At 51.5% G+C, this 18,277-nt stretch carries 18 protein-coding genes and 5 tRNA genes; 4 read left to right on the top strand and 19 right to left on the bottom strand.

Annotation, left to right across the window (positions count from 1 at the left end):
- The first annotated feature begins 2 nt into the window (after positions 1-2).
- From galK to gpmA, 3 genes are all read left to right on the top strand, one after another.
- A complete protein-coding gene (gene galK / locus RYZ59_RS10855; protein ID WP_318047779.1) occupies positions 3-1,151 on the top strand; it encodes a galactokinase in 1,149 nt (382 codons plus the stop codon).
- Entirely contained in the window at positions 1,145-2,185 is a 1,041-nt protein-coding gene (gene galM / locus RYZ59_RS10850; protein ID WP_318047781.1) for a galactose-1-epimerase, read from the top strand. Before galK ends, galM begins: the two co-directional genes overlap by 7 nt.
- 220 nt (positions 2,186-2,405) lie before the next feature.
- Positions 2,406-3,158 carry a 2,3-diphosphoglycerate-dependent phosphoglycerate mutase gene (gpmA, locus tag RYZ59_RS10845; protein ID WP_003022999.1) on the top strand — a complete coding sequence of 251 codons (753 nt, stop codon included), beginning with the start codon at positions 2,406-2,408 and terminating at the stop codon, positions 3,156-3,158.
- 112 nt (positions 3,159-3,270) lie between these two features.
- On the opposite strand, the gene aroG is transcribed toward gpmA, so the two are convergent.
- Entirely contained in the window at positions 3,271-4,323 is a 1,053-nt protein-coding gene (gene aroG / locus RYZ59_RS10840; RefSeq protein ID WP_318047784.1) for a 3-deoxy-7-phosphoheptulonate synthase AroG, read from the bottom strand.
- 375 nt (positions 4,324-4,698) lie between these two features.
- On the opposite strand from aroG, the gene zitB reads away from it, so the two are divergent.
- A complete protein-coding gene (zitB, locus tag RYZ59_RS10835; RefSeq protein ID WP_202039105.1) occupies positions 4,699-5,640 on the top strand; it encodes a CDF family zinc transporter ZitB in 942 nt (313 codons plus the stop codon).
- Here the strand turns inward: zitB and pnuC are convergent.
- The 18 genes from pnuC to cydA form a co-directional block, all read right to left on the bottom strand.
- Positions 5,637-6,356, bottom strand: a complete 720-nt coding sequence (gene pnuC, locus RYZ59_RS10830; RefSeq protein ID WP_137383136.1) for a nicotinamide riboside transporter PnuC — start codon at positions 6,354-6,356, stop codon at positions 5,637-5,639. The two genes, zitB and pnuC, sit on opposite strands and share 4 nt — an antisense overlap.
- A gap of 27 nt (positions 6,357-6,383) precedes the next feature.
- Positions 6,384-7,427, bottom strand: coding sequence for a quinolinate synthase NadA (nadA, locus tag RYZ59_RS10825; RefSeq protein ID WP_318047786.1), 1,044 nt, complete (start codon positions 7,425-7,427; stop codon positions 6,384-6,386).
- A 281-nt stretch (positions 7,428-7,708) separates the two neighbouring features.
- A tRNA-Lys gene (locus tag RYZ59_RS10820) sits at positions 7,709-7,784 on the bottom strand.
- 32 nt (positions 7,785-7,816) lie between these two features.
- Positions 7,817-7,892 (bottom strand) — tRNA-Lys (locus tag RYZ59_RS10815).
- Positions 7,893-7,940: 48 nt separating this feature from the next.
- Positions 7,941-8,016: transfer RNA gene (locus tag RYZ59_RS10810), tRNA-Lys, on the bottom strand.
- 3 nt (positions 8,017-8,019) lie between these two features.
- Positions 8,020-8,095 (bottom strand) — tRNA-Val (locus RYZ59_RS10805).
- A gap of 26 nt (positions 8,096-8,121) precedes the next feature.
- Positions 8,122-8,197 (bottom strand) — tRNA-Lys (locus RYZ59_RS10800).
- A 164-nt stretch (positions 8,198-8,361) separates the two neighbouring features.
- Positions 8,362-9,150, bottom strand: a complete 789-nt coding sequence (gene cpoB, locus RYZ59_RS10795; RefSeq protein ID WP_318047787.1) for a cell division protein CpoB — start codon at positions 9,148-9,150, stop codon at positions 8,362-8,364.
- Positions 9,151-9,159: 9 nt separating this feature from the next.
- Positions 9,160-9,678: a peptidoglycan-associated lipoprotein Pal gene (gene pal / locus RYZ59_RS10790; RefSeq protein ID WP_003022983.1), complete on the bottom strand. Its 519-nt coding sequence runs from the start codon at positions 9,676-9,678 to the stop codon at positions 9,160-9,162.
- 34 nt (positions 9,679-9,712) lie between these two features.
- Complete coding sequence (gene tolB / locus RYZ59_RS10785; RefSeq protein ID WP_003022981.1) at positions 9,713-11,005, bottom strand: Tol-Pal system beta propeller repeat protein TolB; 1,293 nt, start codon at positions 11,003-11,005, stop codon at positions 9,713-9,715.
- 128 nt (positions 11,006-11,133) lie between these two features.
- Entirely contained in the window at positions 11,134-12,390 is a 1,257-nt protein-coding gene (gene tolA, locus RYZ59_RS10780; RefSeq protein ID WP_318047789.1) for a cell envelope integrity protein TolA, read from the bottom strand.
- A 64-nt stretch (positions 12,391-12,454) separates the two neighbouring features.
- Positions 12,455-12,883, bottom strand: a complete 429-nt coding sequence (gene tolR, locus RYZ59_RS10775) for a colicin uptake protein TolR (RefSeq protein ID WP_137381327.1) — start codon at positions 12,881-12,883, stop codon at positions 12,455-12,457.
- A gap of 3 nt (positions 12,884-12,886) precedes the next feature.
- Positions 12,887-13,579, bottom strand: a complete 693-nt coding sequence (gene tolQ, locus RYZ59_RS10770) for a Tol-Pal system protein TolQ (protein WP_166514889.1) — start codon at positions 13,577-13,579, stop codon at positions 12,887-12,889.
- Entirely contained in the window at positions 13,576-13,980 is a 405-nt protein-coding gene (gene ybgC / locus RYZ59_RS10765; protein WP_005125439.1) for a tol-pal system-associated acyl-CoA thioesterase, read from the bottom strand. Before ybgC ends, tolQ begins: the two co-directional genes overlap by 4 nt.
- Positions 13,981-14,245: 265 nt before the next feature.
- Positions 14,246-14,539 carry a cyd operon protein YbgE gene (gene ybgE / locus RYZ59_RS10760; protein WP_271454195.1) on the bottom strand — a complete coding sequence of 98 codons (294 nt, stop codon included), beginning with the start codon at positions 14,537-14,539 and terminating at the stop codon, positions 14,246-14,248.
- A complete protein-coding gene (cydX, locus tag RYZ59_RS10755; protein ID WP_061381940.1) occupies positions 14,539-14,652 on the bottom strand; it encodes a cytochrome bd-I oxidase subunit CydX in 114 nt (37 codons plus the stop codon). Before cydX ends, ybgE begins: the two co-directional genes overlap by 1 nt.
- A gap of 14 nt (positions 14,653-14,666) precedes the next feature.
- Complete coding sequence (gene cydB, locus RYZ59_RS10750) at positions 14,667-15,806, bottom strand: cytochrome d ubiquinol oxidase subunit II (protein ID WP_318047797.1); 1,140 nt, start codon at positions 15,804-15,806, stop codon at positions 14,667-14,669.
- A gap of 15 nt (positions 15,807-15,821) precedes the next feature.
- Entirely contained in the window at positions 15,822-17,390 is a 1,569-nt protein-coding gene (cydA, locus tag RYZ59_RS10745; RefSeq protein ID WP_137381347.1) for a cytochrome ubiquinol oxidase subunit I, read from the bottom strand.
- Between the last annotated feature and the right edge of the window lie 887 nt (positions 17,391-18,277).

Genomic DNA, 18,277 nt, shown 5'->3' with positions numbered 1-18,277 from the left:
TAATGAGTCTGAAAGAAAAAACACAATCTCTGTTTGCTGAAACGTTTGGCTACCCTGCCACCCATACCATTCAGGCACCCGGCCGTGTAAACCTGATCGGCGAACACACTGATTATAATGACGGCTTCGTCCTGCCGTGCGCCATCGACTATCAAACGGTTATCAGCTGCGCGGCCCGCGATGATCGCACCGTTCGTGTGATTGCGGCGGATTACGACAATCAGATAGATGAGTTCTCTCTTGATGCGCCGATTATCGCCCACGAAACCCAACAGTGGTCAAACTACGTGCGCGGCGTCGTGAAGCATCTGCAAAAGCGCAATAACGCCTTTGGCGGCGCGGATCTGGTGATTAGCGGTAACGTCCCACAGGGTGCGGGATTAAGCTCTTCCGCCTCGCTGGAAGTCGCCGTTGGTACCGTGTTCCAGCAACTCTATCATCTGCCGCTCGACGGCGCGCAGATTGCCCTGAACGGCCAGGAAGCGGAAAACCAGTTTGTCGGCTGCAACTGCGGCATTATGGACCAGCTCATCTCGGCGCTGGGCAAGAAAGATCATGCGCTACTGATCGACTGCCGTACGCTGGGCACCAAAGCGGTTTCCATGCCGGAAGGTGTGGCGGTGGTGATCATCAACAGCAACTTTAAACGTACGCTGGTTGGCAGTGAGTACAACACCCGTCGCGAACAGTGTGAAACCGGCGCGCGTTTCTTCCAACAACCCGCGCTGCGTGATGTCAGCCTTGAAGCGTTTAACGCCGTCGCCCACGAGCTGGATCCGATTGTCGCCAAACGCGTTCGTCACGTGATCACGGAAAATGCGCGTACCGTTGAAGCCGCGCAGGCGCTGGAAAAAGGCGATCTGCTGCGCATGGGCCAACTGATGGCGGAATCTCACGTTTCAATGCGCGATGACTTCGAAATCACCGTGCCGCAAATTGATACGCTGGTCGAGATTGTCAAAGCGACCATTGGCGATAAAGGCGGTGTACGTATGACCGGCGGCGGCTTCGGCGGCTGCATCGTGGCGCTGATCCCACAAGATTTGGTTCCTGCCGTACAGCAGGCTGTCGCTGAACAGTACGAAGCGAAAACCGGTATCAAGGAAACCTTTTACGTCTGCAAACCGTCACAAGGAGCCGGACAGTGCTAAACGAAATTCCCGTAATGGCGCCCGACGGCCAGCCGTTTCGCCTGCTCACCCTGCGTAATGACGCGGGGATGGTCGTCACGCTGATGGACTGGGGCGCGACGCTGCTGTCTGCCCGTATCCCGCTTAGCGATGGTAGCGTGCGCGAAGCATTACTCGGCTGCGCCAGCCCGGAGCAGTACCCGCACCAGGCCGCATTTTTAGGCGCATCCATCGGCCGCTACGCTAACCGTATCGCCGACAGCCGTTATACCTTTGCCGGTGAGACCGTCGAATTAATACCCAGTCAGGGTGACAACCAACTGCACGGTGGGCCGGACGGCTTCGACAAACGCCGCTGGCAAATAGTCAATCAGAATGACCGTCAGGTGCTGTTTGCCTTAACCTCTGACGATGGCGACCAGGGTTTTCCGGGTCACCTCTGCGCCACCGCGCAATATCGCCTGACCGATGATAACCGTATTTCGATTACCTACCGTGCGACGGTGGATAAGCCCTGCCCGGTAAATTTGACAAATCACGTCTACTTTAATCTCGACGGCGATAAAACGGATGTGCGCCAGCACAAGCTGCAAATTCTGGCGGACGAGTATTTACCCGTAGACGAAATGGGCATCCCGCATGACGGGCTGAAATCCGTCGCCGGAAGCACTTTTGATTTCCGTTCCCCGAAAATCATCGCCAGCGAATTTCTGGCCGATGACGATCAGCGCATGGTGAAAGGTTACGATCACGCTTTCTTGTTGCAGGCGCAAGGCGATGCGCATACGCCGGTCGCTCGACTGTGGTCCCAGGATGAAAAACTGCAGATGGAGGTATACACCTCTGCCCCGGCATTGCAGTTCTATTCCGGTAACTTCCTCGACGGTACGCCATCCCGTGGGCCTGAAGTCTATGCCGACTGGCAAGGACTGGCGCTGGAAAGTGAATTTCTGCCTGACAGCCCAAATCATCCGGAGTGGCCGCAGCCAGACTGCTTCCTGCGACCGGGTGAAGAGTATTCCAGCCTGACCGAATACCGGTTTATTCCTGCCTGACAGTTAACCGTGACGAGCCAATACCCGGCTCGTCATTTATTCCCATGCGGAATCCGCTCAAAACCACACCACTCAAAGACAAAATCGCAACCTTGAGTTCACAAGAACCTTACACTGCGCCGCTATTTTCGCTATGGTTATGCGTAAGCATTGCCGCTGGCGCATTACGGCAATATAATGATAATTATTATCATTCAATATGATTTATAGGAGTGAGTGTATGGCTGTAACTAAGCTGGTTCTGGTACGTCACGGTGAAAGTCAGTGGAACAACGAAAACCGTTTTACCGGTTGGTATGATGTTGACCTGTCTGAAAAAGGCGTGGGCGAAGCAAAAGCGGCAGGTAAACTGCTGAAAGAGGAAGGCTACAGCTTCGATTTTGCTTATACCTCTGTGCTGAAACGTGCCATCCACACCCTGTGGAATGTCCTGGACGAACTGGATCAGGCCTGGCTGCCGGTTGAGAAATCCTGGAAACTGAACGAACGTCATTACGGCGCGCTGCAGGGGCTGAACAAAGCCGAAACGGCTGAGAAATACGGTGACGAGCAGGTTAAGCAATGGCGTCGCGGCTTTGCGGTCACCCCGCCGGAACTGACTAAAGATGACGAGCGTTATCCGGGTCACGATCCACGTTATGCCAAACTGACAGACAAAGAACTGCCGGTTACCGAAAGCCTGGCGCTGACTATCGATCGCGTTATCCCTTACTGGAATGAAACCATTCTGCCGCGCATGAAAAGCGGTGAGCGTGTGATTATCGCCGCTCACGGTAACTCCCTGCGTGCGCTGGTGAAATACCTGGATAACATGGGCGAAGATGAAATTCTTGAACTGAACATCCCGACCGGTGTCCCGCTGGTGTATGAGTTCGACGAAAACTTCAAGCCGATCAAACATTACTATCTGGGTAACGCTGACGAGATCGCCGCAAAAGCTGCAGCGGTAGCCAACCAGGGTAAAGCGAAGTAATTTTCATCCCGGTTCAAACGAAAAAAGCGTGGAATGCTCCACGCTTTTTTTATTGCCGGATGGCTGCGTTGCCTTATCCGGCGGCCTACCGAGCGTAGCCCGGATAAGTTTTTTACCCGCGACGCGCTTTAACCGCATTCGCTAGCTGGCGCAGTACCGCATCGGTATCTTCCCAACCAATGCAGGCATCAGTGATGCTCTTGCCGTAGGTCAGCGGTTCACCGCTATCCGGATTCTGATTACCTTCCACCAGATGACTTTCGATCATCACGCCAATAATCGCTTTCTCACCACCGGCTACCTGCCCGCAAACGTCTGTAGCCACATCCATCTGCTTTTTAAACTGCTTGCTGGAGTTTGCATGGCTAAAGTCGATCATCACCTGTGGAGACAGACCCGCTTTGACCAGACCTTCTTTTACGTCTGCGACGTGCTGGGCGCTGTAGTTCGGCTCTTTGCCGCCACGCAGAATGATATGGCAATCGCCATTACCGCTGGTATTCACAATGGCGGAGTGACCCCATTTCGTCACCGACAGGAAACAGTGCGGCGCGCCTGCGGCGTTAATGGCATCAATGGCAACTTTGATGGTGCCATCGGTACCGTTTTTAAAGCCAACCGGACAGGAAAGACCAGACGCCAGCTCACGGTGCACCTGAGACTCAGTGGTACGCGCGCCAATCGCCCCCCAGCTCATCAGATCCGCAAGATATTGCGGGGTGATCATATCGAGGAATTCACCCGCTGCCGGCAATCCGCTGTCATTAATATCCAGCAGCAGTTTACGTGCAATGCGCAGGCCGTCGTTGATCTGGAAACTGTTGTCCATATGCGGATCGTTGATAAGCCCTTTCCAGCCAACCGTGGTACGCGGTTTTTCAAAGTAAACGCGCATGACGATTTCAAGCTCGCCTTTCAACTCTTCGCGTAGCGCCAGCAGGCGAGCGGCATACTCTTTGGCGGCAGCCGGATCATGAATTGAGCACGGTCCAATAACGACCAACAGGCGATCGTCACTCCCTTTCAGGATTTTATGAATCGCCTTACGGGCATGCGCAACCGTATTTGCGGCATTTTCAGTAGCGGGGAATTTTTCCAGCAGTGCAACCGGGGGTAATAACTCGTTGATCTCTTTAATGCGTAAATCGTCGTTCTGATAATTCATGATTATTCCAGCGTAGCCATACTTATATAAATGAATGCAATACCCCCAATCTATATCTTCAGTCATAAAGTGTAAACGGGGTTTTACAGTACGAACCGTGTTATCCCGGGATTAAGCAAAAAAACGCAAGAATGTAGCGAATAATGAGATCTAAACCGCAAATCCAGGCTGTAATTGCAGATTTTATTATTATTTTCAAAATTCTGTGCTGACTATCGAGACACCTCGTGGATCTCTACCCTCTGTACTGTAAGGCAACGGCCACTATTTACGTGGCTGATAACGGGAGAATTGACGCTCTCCTTTTTAATTTTATCCCCCCAAAAACGGTATGATGTCATACAGTAAAGGTGAGAATAACAAAGGGATGGCACAATGGCGCACTCACATACTCATACTTCCCCTGACCAGCCAAAGGATAATAACGCCCGTCGACTGCTGTTCGCCTTCTGCATTACAGCGGGGTTCATGCTGGTTGAAGTGGTGGGAGGGATACTTTCAGGCTCGCTGGCGCTGCTGGCGGATGCCGGACATATGCTCACTGACGCCGCAGCGCTGCTTTTTGCTCTGCTGGCCGTACAATTTTCCCGTCGACCGCCAACCATCCGACACACTTTCGGTTGGCTGAGGCTCACGACGCTGGCCGCATTTGTTAACGCTATTGCGTTGGTGGTGATCACGATTTTAATCGTCTGGGAAGCGATTGAGCGCTTCCATACGCCCCGTCCAGTCGCCGGCGGGATGATGATGGTCATCGCCGTGGCGGGTTTACTGGCTAACGTCCTCGCCTTCTGGGTTTTACATCGCGGCAGCGAAGAGAAAAACCTCAACGTTCGTGCCGCTGCGCTGCACGTGATGGGCGATTTACTGGGTTCGGTCGGCGCGATCATTGCGGCACTGATCATTATCTGGACGGGCTGGACCCCTGCGGACCCTATTCTCTCTATTCTGGTTTCTGTTCTGGTGTTGCGTAGCGCCTGGCGCTTACTGAAAGACAGTGTGAATGAATTACTCGAGGGCGCGCCCCATGCGCTGGATATCGCCGCTCTACAGCGACATCTCAGCCGGGATATCCCCGAAGTTCGCAATGTACACCATGTTCACGTCTGGATGGTGGGTGAAAAACCGGTTATGACGCTGCATGTTCAGGTCGTCCCGCCGCACGATCACGATGCGTTGCTGGAACGCATTCAGCACTTTCTTATTCATCACTATCAGATTGAACACGCGACGATTCAGATGGAATATCAGCCGTGCAATGGGCCGGACTGTCACCTGTATGAGGGACTGTCCGGCCATTCACATCACCATCACTAATGGGAAAACGCGCGTGAACCCCGTTCGCGCGCGCTGTTAATCCACATCCTGCTGCCATTCAGAGCGATAACCGTCAGAATCATGTATTCCAGCGACATGGCATACACCCCTTGCAGGGCAAAGATCACGACGCTGATGATGTTAATGATCACCCACAATAGCCAGTTCTCGACGTATTTGCGCGTCATCAGGATCATCGCCACAATCGATAGCACCATCATGCAGGAATCCCAAAACGGGAACGCATCCGGTTGCAATTCAGGTAATGCAACCTGTAATCCCAGTCCTTGCATGATAGTCACCGCAATGCGGGTGAGGAACGCAAACACCGGATCGATGTATACCGTCATCAGTCCAATTGCCACCACACAAGCCGCCAGCCAGCCCAACGCTTTCGGTAACGGCAGCCAGCGAATTTTAAGTTCAGCCTCATGCTGGCTGGTTTGCCGCGACCAGGCGTACCAGCCATAGATATTGGCGGCAAAAAAGAACACCTGCAGCAACAGGCTGGCGTAGAGTTGGATCTGAAAGAAGATAATCGCAAACAGCGTGACGTTTATCAGACCAAAGAAGTAATTACTGATTTTCTCCATACTGGCGAGGCCAATACACAGTAACCCGGCGATAGTCCCCACCGCTTCAATCCACGACAGATCGTACCCGCCCGCACCGATTGGAATATGTACCAGAATGTTCTGCGTGCTAAAAAAATCCATCGTTTCCCCCAGAGTGAAACGCCGTAATTAAGCTCGTAGTGTAGCCGCAAATTCCAGCATGCGGTTTAACGGCAGCAATGCGCCTTCTCGCAGCGCGGCATCAACATGTATCTCATGAGCCACACCCCCTTGATCAAGTCCCTCAGCAATCGCTTTAAGGCCGTTCATTGCCATCCACGGACAGTGCGCACAGCTACGACACGTTGCACCTTCACCCGCCGTCGGGGCTTCAAGCAGCTCTTTATCCGGAACAGCCTGCTGCATTTTGTAAAAAATACCCCGATCGGTCGCCACAATCAGTTGCTTGTGCGGTAACGATTTAGCGGCGCTGATTAACTGGCTGGTTGAGCCCACCGCATCGGCCATATCAACGATAGACTGAGGAGATTCAGGGTGTACAAGTACGGCAGCGTCAGGATACAGTCCTTTCATGCGGGTTAATGCCTGGGTTTTAAACTCATCGTGAACGATACAAGCCCCCTGCCAACAAAGAACGTCTGCACCGGTCTGTTTTTGCACGTAGTTGCCCAGGTGCTTGTCCGGGGCCCAGATGATTTTTTCACCTAAACTATCAAGATGCTCAATAAGTTCTACCGCGATACTGGAGGTGACGACCCAGTCCGCGCGTGCTTTAACGGCGGCTGAAGTATTGGCGTAAACCACCACGGTACGGTCCGGATGCGCGTCGCAAAATGCGCTGAACGCGTCAATCGGACAGCCCAGATCTAATGAACATTCCGCCTGCAAGGTTGGCATCAGTATAGTCTTTTCCGGGCTGAGAATTTTGGCGGTTTCGCCCATAAACCTCACGCCTGCAACCAGCAACGTAGAGGCCGGATGTTTTGATCCGAACCGCGCCATCTCCAGCGAATCAGAGATACAGCCGCCGGTTTCTTCAGCCAACTGCTGAATTTCAGGATCGGTGTAATAGTGCGCGACCATGACGGCATCACGTTCTTTCAGCAGGCGCTTGATTTTCTCGCGATAAAATTGCTTTTCATCCGCACTCAGCGGCGCTGGCTTCGGCGGAAACGGATAAATTGCTGCTTCTGGATCAAACATCACGCTCATCTTGCTTTCTCGTTTTACTGGCTTAACGAAATAACCGATTAAAAGCGTGACGTACGCCATATTCGGTTAGAATTGTTTTGTATGCTAAACAAGATAGCGGATTGGTGTCGAAAAGTCACAAGAATTGCGAGTGATGAATGCCGGATGGCGACTGGCGTCTTATCCGGCCAACATAAGTCGTGTCGTCAGTAGGCCTGATAAGCGAAGCGCATCAGGCAGGCAGGTTCGAATCTTATAAATCGCAGATAGCAAAAAGGCGCCTTTAGGGCGCCTTTTTACACTGGTGGGGCGTGCAGGATTCGAACCTGCGACCAATTGATTAAAAGTCAACTGCTCTACCAACTGAGCTAACGCCCCCATATGGGGTTTACTGCTTCAATTATTCAGGATGGTGGGTCGTGCAGGATTCGAACCTGCGACCAATTGATTAAAAGTCAACTGCTCTACCAACTGAGCTAACGACCCGCTCGGATGTCACCTGAAAAATTTTTTACTCGACACCAATATAAGAATTGGTGGGGCGTGCAGGATTCGAACCTGCGACCAATTGATTAAAAGTCAACTGCTCTACCAACTGAGCTAACGCCCCGAGTGGTGGGTGATGACGGGATCGAACCGCCGACCCCCTCCTTGTAAGGGAGGTGCTCTCCCAGCTGAGCTAATCACCCGTTACTGCGCTGGATACTGCATTAAGTGGTGGGTCGTGCAGGATTCGAACCTGCGACCAATTGATTAAAAGTCAACTGCTCTACCAACTGAGCTAACGACCCACTTTTGCGCTGCTTTTGGTTTGTTTGATATCCCTTGGCAACGGCGGCATATATTACTGATTTCAGATTTTAGCGCAACAAAAATTTCGATGTAAATGACTCAACTGCTTAGGAATCACACGACGCGACCAGAAATAACACGATTTCTGGTCGCATGGTGTGCATTACATCGCGCCAAGACGTTTTTGCGCTTGTTTCGCGCCATCAGTACCAGGGTATTTAGTGATAACCTGCTGATAAACGGCTTTCGCTTTTGCTGTGTCACCTTTGTCCTGCATGATGACGCCGACTTTATACATCGCGTCTGCAGCCTTTGGTGATTTTGGGAAATTTTTAACTACGGATGCAAAATAGAACGCTGCATCATCTTTTTTACCCTTGTTGTAATTCAACTGACCGAGCCAGTAATTCGCATTTGGCAGGTAAGTAGAATCCGGGTACTTTTTGATGAAGTTCTGAAATGCAACGATCGCATCATCCTGGCGGGATTTATCCTGCACCAGAGCGATTGCCGCATTGTAATCAGTATTCGCATCGCCAGTTTGCGCCGGAGCGCCTGACGAAGCGGCAGCACCCGCATCGGGTGCCGGGGTTGCCGCCCCACTCTGATCGCCAGCCGCAGATTGCGCCGCAGGCGCGCTACCGCTGCCAAGATTATTCATCTGCAGCAATATCTGTTTTTGGCGTTCAACAACCTGATTCAGCTGATACTGATTTTCCTGAATTTGACCGCGCAGGGCATCGATATCGGACTGATTATCGGAGAGTTGTTGCTGGAGTTGGGTTAAAAGCTGACTGTGAGCGTTAGAAATACGCTCGAGTTGAGTGACGCGGTCTTCGACCGAGCCAGAGCCGACACTACTGATTGGCGCCTGAGCAAAAGCGGCCCAGGGGGCCGCTATGCCAACCAGTAACGACAGACTCAACAGGTGATGTCTGAAGTTACTGCTCATGCAATTCTCTTAGTAAACCAGTACGGCGCGACGGTTTTTGGCGTAAGCCGCTTCGTCATGACCCAGTACTGCAGGTTTTTCTTTACCGTAAGAAACGATGGAGATCTGGTCCGCAGAAACGCCTTTACCCTGCAGGTACATCTTAACGGCGTTAGCACGACGTTCACCCAGGGAGATGTTGTACTCAGGAGTACCACGTTCGTCCGCATGACCTTCTACGGTGACTTTGTAAGACGGGTTGCTACGCAGGAAGTTAGCGTGCGCATCCAGCATTGCAGCGAAGTCAGAACGGATATCATACTTATCCAGATCGAAGTAAACGATATTGTTCTGCTGCAGCTGTTGCATCTGCAGGCGCGCTTGCTCTTCGGAGGACATGTTGCCGCTACCGTTTGCATCCATACCAGTGCCGGCACCCAGCATGCCTTCGCTGCCGTCATTGCTGGCGTTCTTGTTAGAAGAACATGCCGCAATAGCCATAACAGGCAGAGCAATCATCAGCCCTTTCAGCACTTTGTTCAGTTGCATTTCAATGATTCCTTTATTAATCAATTATTTATTATCACAGATACGGCGACCAGGCAGGGAATTTAACCTGTCCATCAGTTGCCGGAAGACGCGCTTTGAAACGCCCATCTGTAGAAACCAAATTCAGCACGGATCCCATCCCCTGAGAAGAGCTGTAGATTACCATAGTGCCGTTAGGTGCCAGACTTGGCGTTTCGTCCAGGAACGTTGACGACAGAACTTGTACGCCACCCGCTACCAGATCTTGTTTGGCAATGTGCTGCTGACCATTAGCCGAGCTTACCATTACCATAAACTTACCGTCGCTGCTGACATCAGCATCCTGGTTTTGCGAACCTTCCCAGGTAATACGCTGCGGAGCACCGCCGTTGACGTTAACTTTATACACCTGCGGACGACCGGCCTGGTCAGACGTAAAGGCCAGATTTTGGCTGTCCGGGAACCAGGTAGGTTCCGTGTTGTTGCTACGACCATCAGTGACCTGACGGATCTGACCGGAACCGATGTCCATAACGTACAGGTTCAGGCTACCGGTTTTAGACAGGGCAAATGCCAGTTTGCTGCCATCCGGTGAAAAGGCAGGTGCACCGTTGTGACGCGGGAACGAAGCAACCTGACGCACTGCGCCGTTGGACAACGTCTGAATAACCAGCGCTGAACGACCGCTTTCGAAGGTAACGTAGGCCAGTTTTGAACCGTCCGGAGACCACGCCGGAGACATCAGCGGCTGCGGAGAACGGTGTACCACGAACTGGTTGTAACCATCGTAGTCGGACACACGTAATTCGTACGGGAACTGACCACCGTTGGTCTGAACAACATAAGCGATACGGGTACGGAATGCACCTTTAATGCCGGTCAGTTTTTCAAACACTTCGTCACTTGCAGTATGGCCCGCGTAACGCAGCCACTGCTTGTTCACTTTATAAGTGTTCTGTGCCAGTACGGTACCCGGTGCGCCACCGGTGTCAACCAGCTGATAAGCAACGCTGTAAGAACCATCCGGGTTCGGCGTAACCTGGCCGACGACTACGGCATCAATGCCCAGCGCAGACCAAGCGGCAGGTTGAACTTCCTGCGCGGTACCGGGCTGCTGAGGCAGACGAGAACGGTCTAACGGGTTAAATTTACCGCTGTTACGCAGGTCAGCACCTACGATACCACCGATATCTTCAGGTGCAGCACCCGGTCCTGCCCACTGGAAGGGGACAACACCAATCGGGCGCGCCGAGTCCACCCCCTGGGTGATCTCGATACGTACTTCTGCGTGCAGCACCGCTGCCCACAGCATCAAAAAACCAAATGCTACTCGTAATGCCTGCTTCATCATATCTCCCTTATCTGGACGGAAAGCCCACGATAATTTAGCAGAATGTTAACAAACTCAAATACACAAAACTACCAGAACTCTGTCTCAACCTTAGACCGTTTCCCCTGATTTCTCAGGGGTCGTTATTACAGTTTGAAGTCCAGTTTGGCATCTTTTACTTTTTCATAAACTGCCTGGCTAGGCGGTTTAGGAATTCTGGCGGTTTTCGCAGCCGTCAGCGCAGCCTGACACAATGCCGGATCCCCGCCCTCTTCGGTCACATCCAGTAACAGACCATCGGGTGCTAACTTGATATGTAATACGCAAGATTTACCTGCATACAAATCTGCACCATACAGACGGCTCTGGATCGCATTACGAATTTGAGATGCGTAAGCACTGATATCCGCGCCAGAAGCACCACTATTGGCACCACTTGTACCACTATCTTTCGCCGGTTGGCCGTTTCCTTTCGCTCCACCGCCCGATTTCGGTGCATTCTTACCGGAGCTCAGGTCACCCAACAAGTCGTCAACGCCAGAGGCTGCAGCGGTTTTTTCGGCCGCAGCCTTTTTAGCTGCTGCTGCTTTATCTGCCGCAGCTTTCTTATCGGCAGCGGCTTTCTCGGCGGCAGCTTTTTTGTCTGCTGCTGCTTTTTCTGCAGCGGCTTTCTTATCAGCCGCCGCTTTTTCAGCAGCGGCAGCTTTCGCGGCAGCGGCTTTTTCTGCTTTCTCAGCAGCAGCTTTCTCGGCTGCAGCTTGCTTAGCGGCCTCAGCCTGTGCTTTCTTCGCGGCGTCTGCGGCGGCCTTGGCAGCCTGTGCCTCAGCAACCTTCTTAGCATCGGCAGCCGCTTTTGCAGCTTCAGCCTCAGCTTTCTTCTGGGCATCAGCAGCGGCTTTCTTCGCGGCATCTGCCGCTTGTTTCGCCTGAGCATCTGCTTTGGCTTTCGCGTCTGCAGCAGCCTTCGCCGCCGCTTCTTCAGCCTGCTTTTGTTGCTCCTGTGCTTTCGCCGCAGCGGCTTCAGCCTGTTTCTGCTGTTCCGCCTGCTCGCGCACTTTTTCCTGCGCTGCTAAACGTTCTTTCTCCAGCTGTTTCAGACGCTCTTGCTCTGCCGCCTGCTTCTCACGAAGCTCCTCGGCCTGCTGCTGCGCCTGTTTCTCACGCTGTTCTTCTGCACGTTTCGCACTTGCCTGCTGTTGCTGCTGCCTGTCGTACTGTTGAACAACAGCACCAGGATCGACCATAACGGCGTCGATGGACGAGCCACCACCACCGCCGGCTGAAGCATCAATGTGCTCATCGAACGAACTCCAGATCAGTGCCGCAAATAAAATGACATGCAGCACCGCTGAAATAATTATCGCCCTTTTGAGCTTGTCGTTTTGTTCGGTTGCCTTTGACACTCTCGGTTCCCAAAAAACTGTTCGCCTGTTACGCGCTATCTTTCAAGCCAGCAATACGCAGACATCAGATTGGCTGCGTCATTAAGCCAACCGATTTCACGCCTGCACTGTGTAACAAGTTCAGCGCTTTAATTATTTCATCATAAGGCACGTCTTTCGCACCACCGATTAAAAAGACCGTTTTCGGGTTGGCCTGCAGGCGACTCTTCGCTTCCGCGATAACCTGCTCTGGCGGTAGCTGATCCATCCTGTCTTTTTCAACCACCACGCTGTATTGCCCAACACCGGAAACTTCAATAATGACCGGTGGTTCGTCGTTGCTACTGACGGCTTGCGACTCAGTCGCATCCGGCAAGTCGACTTCCACACTCTGTGTAATGATTGGCGCGGTTGCCATAAAGATCAGCAGCAGCACCAGCAATACGTCGAGCAACGGTACAATATTGATTTCGGACTTAAGTTCGCGACGACCTCGTCCACGCGTTCTGGCCATGGTTTACCCCTTGTTGCTCTCGCTAACGGTAAACGCCTGGCGGTGCAGAATCGCGGTGAACTCTTCCATAAAGTTGTCGTAATTCAGTTCCAGCTTGTTCACGCGCTGATTCAGTCGGTTATAAGCCATAACCGCCGGGATTGCCGCAAACAGGCCGATGGCCGTTGCAATCAACGCTTCCGCGATACCCGGTGCAACCATTTGCAGGGTTGCCTGTTTTACCGCACCCAGCGCGATAAACGCGTGCATGATCCCCCAAACGGTACCGAACAGGCCGATATACGGGCTGATGGAACCGACGGTGCCGAGGAACGGAATATGTGTTTCCAGCGTTTCCAGCTCACGGTTCATGGAGATACGCATCGCACGGGATGCCCCCTCAACCACCGCTTCCGGCGCATGGCTATTGGCCCGATGCAGTCGCGCAAATTCTTTGAATCCGCTGTAGAAAATTTGTTCAGAACCCGCCAGGTTATCACGACGCCCCTGACTTTCCTGATACAGGCGCGATAATTCGATGCCGGACCAAAACTTGTCTTCAAACGCTTCTGCTTCACGTGTGGCAGCATTTAAAATACGGGTCCGCTGGATAATAATGGCCCAGGATGCGATTGAGAAACCAATCAAAATCAACATGATAAGTTTAACCAGAAGGCTTGCCTTCAGGAACAAATCAAGGATATTCATGTCAGTCACTGCTTAAACTCCGCGACAATAGACTTGGGAAGCGCACGAGGCTTCATTTTGAGTGGATCAACGCAAACAATCAGAACTTCGGCTTCATTCAGCACAACGTTCTCTGCGTTGACAATGCGTTGCGTGAAAACCAATGAGGTGCCACGCATTGACGTAATTTCGGTTTGGACTTCGAGCATATCGTCGAGCCGGGCTGGCGCAAAATATTCCAGGGTCATCTTGCGCACCACAAAGGCTACACGTTCTGCCAACAGCACCTGCTGGCTGAAATGATGATGACGCAGCATCTCTGTGCGTGCTCGCTCATAAAAAGCGACATAGCTGGCGTGGTAAACCACCCCACCGGCATCGGTGTCTTCATAATAGACACGAACCGGCCATCGAAATATATACTTATTCATTCTTACTGCCTCTTTGTTGGCTTCGTCCACTCACACCGGTCGCTTACGCTTATCTTTGTAAACGCCTGGTGACTTGCGTTCTTGCCGCCGCGATGCATCAAGAATGTCGTTGTATATCGCGCTGTCTTCACTGTACATCCCGGTAGTGCTTTCAAACTTCGCTACTATACTCGCGGGAATGGTGCTTTGGAATGGGGGAAAGTAAACGGAGAGTAAAAAATTATGGGCTTATGCAAGCCCATAAATATTTAAGGATGTTTCTTATTCAAAAGAAGAAGAAAATCAGACCAACGACGAGGACGATATCTGCGATCAGCGGGCAGAAGATGCCCTGCCAGTGCACCGCGCGAGGACGGAATCCAACGCCATGAATGACGCCAGTGCAGACCGCCCACATCAGCAGGAAGCCATGCCAGATCTCAAGCTCGCTGGTTTTGGCCGCGAAACGTGACGGGTCCCAGAATATGCAGCCAGCCAACACGATTGCCAGCACAAAGGAAAGCGCCCGCAAGGGGCGCTTATCCATCGCGTTGTATACCATCGCGATAATGTTGGTCATCAACTTTCTTCTTGTCCGGCTTTGCCTGATTCAACGTGCTCAAGCGCCAGTGCTGTGATTATCCCAAATGCACAGGCAAGAAGCGTTCCCAAAATCCATGCGAAATACCACATTCTTAGCTCCTTACTTAGTACAGAGAGTGGGTGTTGCTTTCAATATCTTCTTTAGTGATGCGACCGAACATTTTCCAGTAACACCAGCTGGTGTAGAGCAGGATAATCGGTACAAACACCGCCGCAACCCAGGTCATCAGGTTCAATGTTCTCTGGCTGGAGGTGGCATCCCACATAGTCAGACTTGCGTTCATCATCGTGCTGGACGGCATCACAAACGGGAACATTGCGATACCAGCAGTCAGGATGATGCAGGCTAACGTCAGTGAGGAGAAGATGAACGCCCAGGCCCCTTTCTCCATACGAGAAGTCAGAATGGTCAGCAGCGGCAGAACCACGCCCAGTGCCGGAACCAGCCACAGGACAGGTGCATTGTTAAAGTTCACCATCCATGCGCCCGCTTCACGTGCCACTTCTTTGGTCATCGGGTTAGAGGCCGCGTGGTGATCCAGTGCAGAAGTCACCACATAACCATCAATACCGTAAATAACCCAAACACCGGCCAGTGCGAAGCAAACCAGAGTCACCAGCGCCGCAACCTGTGAGGTGGTACGTGCACGCAGGTGTAGTTCGCCTACGGTACGCATCTGCAGATAGGTTGCGCCCTGAGTGATGATCATCCCTACGCTCACAATCCCTGCCAGCAGACCAAACGGATTCAGCAACTGGAAGAAGTTACCGGTGTAGTACAGGCGCATGTACTCATCCATGTGGAACGGAACACCTTGCAGCAGGTTGCCAAACGCAACGCCGATAACCAGCGGCGGCACGAAGCTACCAATGAAGATGCCCCAGTCCCACATGTTGCGCCAGCGCATGTCTTCAATCTTCGAGCGGTAATCGAAACCGACCGGACGGAAGAACAATGACGCCAGCACCAGGATCATCGCCACGTAGAAACCGGAGAACGCAGCAGCGTACACCATCGGCCATGCGGCAAACAGAGCGCCACCCGCGGTGATAAGCCATACCTGATTACCGTCCCAGTGCGGGGCGATGGAGTTAATCATAATTCGACGCTCGGTATCATTACGACCGAGGAAACGGGTGAGCATGCCCACCCCCATGTCGAAGCCATCAGTGACCGCAAAACCAATCAGCAGAATGCCAACCAGCAGCCACCAGATAAAACGCAATACTTCATAATCGATCATTTGACGACTCCTGTCTTAGCGTGCCGGCTGAGTAGTCACAGTAGACTGCTCGTAGTGATAACGACCGGTTTTCAGGCTACTCGGCCCAAGGCGTGCGAACTTGAACATCAGGTACAGTTCAGCCACCAGGAACAGGGTATACAGGCCGCAAATCAACAGCATCGAGAAGATGAGATCACCCGCAGTAAGCGAAGAGTTCGCCACGGCTGTCGGTAACACTTCACCTATCGCCCACGGTTGACGGCCATATTCTGCGACAAACCAGCCAGATTCAATGGCAATCCACGGCAGCGGAATCGCATACAGCGCAGTGCGCAGCAGCCATTTTTTCTCGCCGATACGATTACGAATCACGGTCCAGAAGGACACAGCAATGATAGCCAGCATCAGGATGCCGCACGCCACCATAATACGGAATGCGAAGTACAGCGGTGCAACACGAGGGATAGAGTCTTTCGTGGCTTGCTGGATTTGCGCTTCAGTCGCATCGGTCACTTTATCTGTATAACGTTTCAGCAGCAGACCATATCCCAGATCTTTCTTCATGCTGTTGAACTGGTCGCGAACAGCCTGATCGGTAGAGCCTGCACGCAGTTCTTCCAGCAGCTGATACGCTTTCATCCCGTTACGGATACGCTCTTCGTGCTGCACCATCAGATCTTTCAGACCAATGACCGGTGTATCAACGGAGCGGGTAGCAATGATGCCCAGGGCATAAGGAATTTGAATCGCAAAATGGTTTTCCTGCGCATCCTGGTCCGGAATACCGAACAGCGTAAAGGATGCCGGTGCAGGTTGGGTTTCCCACTCGGCTTCAATAGCAGCAAGTTTGGTTTTCTGCACGTCGCCCATTTCGTAACCAGATTCATCACCCAGAACGATAACAGACAGAATGGCAGCCATACCAAAGCTGGCAGCGATAGCAAAAGAACGCTTAGCAAACGCGAAGTCACGGCCGCGCAGCATATAGTAGGAGCTGATACCCAGAACGAACATCGCGCCACAAACATAACCAGAAGCCACAGTGTGAACAAATTTCACCTGAGCAACCGGGTTGAGCACCAGTTCAGAGAAGCTCAGCATCTCCATACGCATGGTTTCAAAGTTGAAATCCGCAGCGATTGGGTTTTGCATCCAGCCGTTCGCAACCAGAATCCACAGTGCGGACAGGTTAGAACCCAGCGCCACCAGCCAGGTGACACACATATGCTGGACTTTACCCAAACGGTCCCAGCCGAAGAAGAACAGACCTACAAAGGTGGATTCGAGGAAGAAGGCCATCAAACCTTCAATCGCCAGCGGCGCACCGAAAATATCCCCTACATAGTGGGAATAGTAAGACCAGTTAGTCCCGAACTGGAACTCCATGGTCAGACCGGTTGCCACACCCAGAGCGAAGTTGATACCAAACAACTTGCCCCAGAACTTGGTCATATCTTTATAAATCTGTTTGCCGGAAAGGACGTAGACCGTTTCCATGATGGCCAACAAGAACGCCATACCGAGCGTCAGTGGCACAAACAGGAAGTGGTACATCGCGGTCAAGGCAAACTGTAAGCGCGACAGTTCGACTATATCTAACATCATGACTCCTTGCTCATCGCATGAAGACTCCGAGAGTGAACCCCGTTAGAAAGGGTCACACGCATGCCCCAATACAAATTTATTTGCTTCCTTCCCCCGCTGCTCTTTCTTCTCATTTGAAGAAAGGACAAGGATGAAAAGTTACAAACATGTTAATAAAACACTCAAATTGATCCCGCAATTATATTACGCCGTAAAATCCTTACAATAAACAGGTTTTTATCGAGGTAAATTTGCATTTTTCGATAGTGATCAATTTATAGCTAATTTATCACTTTCAGACCAATTTGATCTGCAGCAATTTAACCTCATTTGGTGATGTTTACCAAGTTTTAAACATTGATTTAAATCAATTTTCAATTTTAATGTTAATAGTGTTTATCGCTAGCACGACTAGTAAACACCATGTTAACGATATGTTTTTCAATGAGTAATTGCCGTTACTACAAATGATAGGATATTTATTTAAATCTACACGATCTTTTAACCAGTCGGCGGGACAAAATTATGGACAGATAAAGAGTCACTATTGCTGGGTAGCTCACAGTTTTTTGTTTAGCAAGTCCTGCAATCGTTATTTAATACAAATTATTCATTTTAATTTTACTTATAATTAACACCACAATGTAACTATCTCAACTCGAAGCGAAGCGGCTAACATTGACCGACGCCCTCAGGTTTGGCGATCGCCCTGCAGAGGCCTGCCGTTTCGCTTAAATCATCACTGTAAGTTATCACTCCCACCACACATCGCTTCTGCGCCAAAGAATAAATATATTCCAAACAATTCATTATCATTTTTATCTTAAATTTAACAAAAAATATTTACGACATATAAGATTAATAAATAAAAAACCGTTATGTCGTTCACAAGTTATTTAGCGAAT

This window comes from Citrobacter sp. HN-141 (assembly GCF_033341895.1).
Lineage (GTDB): Bacteria > Pseudomonadota > Gammaproteobacteria > Enterobacterales > Enterobacteriaceae > Citrobacter.
The sequence above is the reverse complement of the archived record's forward strand: the minus strand, read 5'-3'. Positions and strand labels throughout refer to the sequence as shown.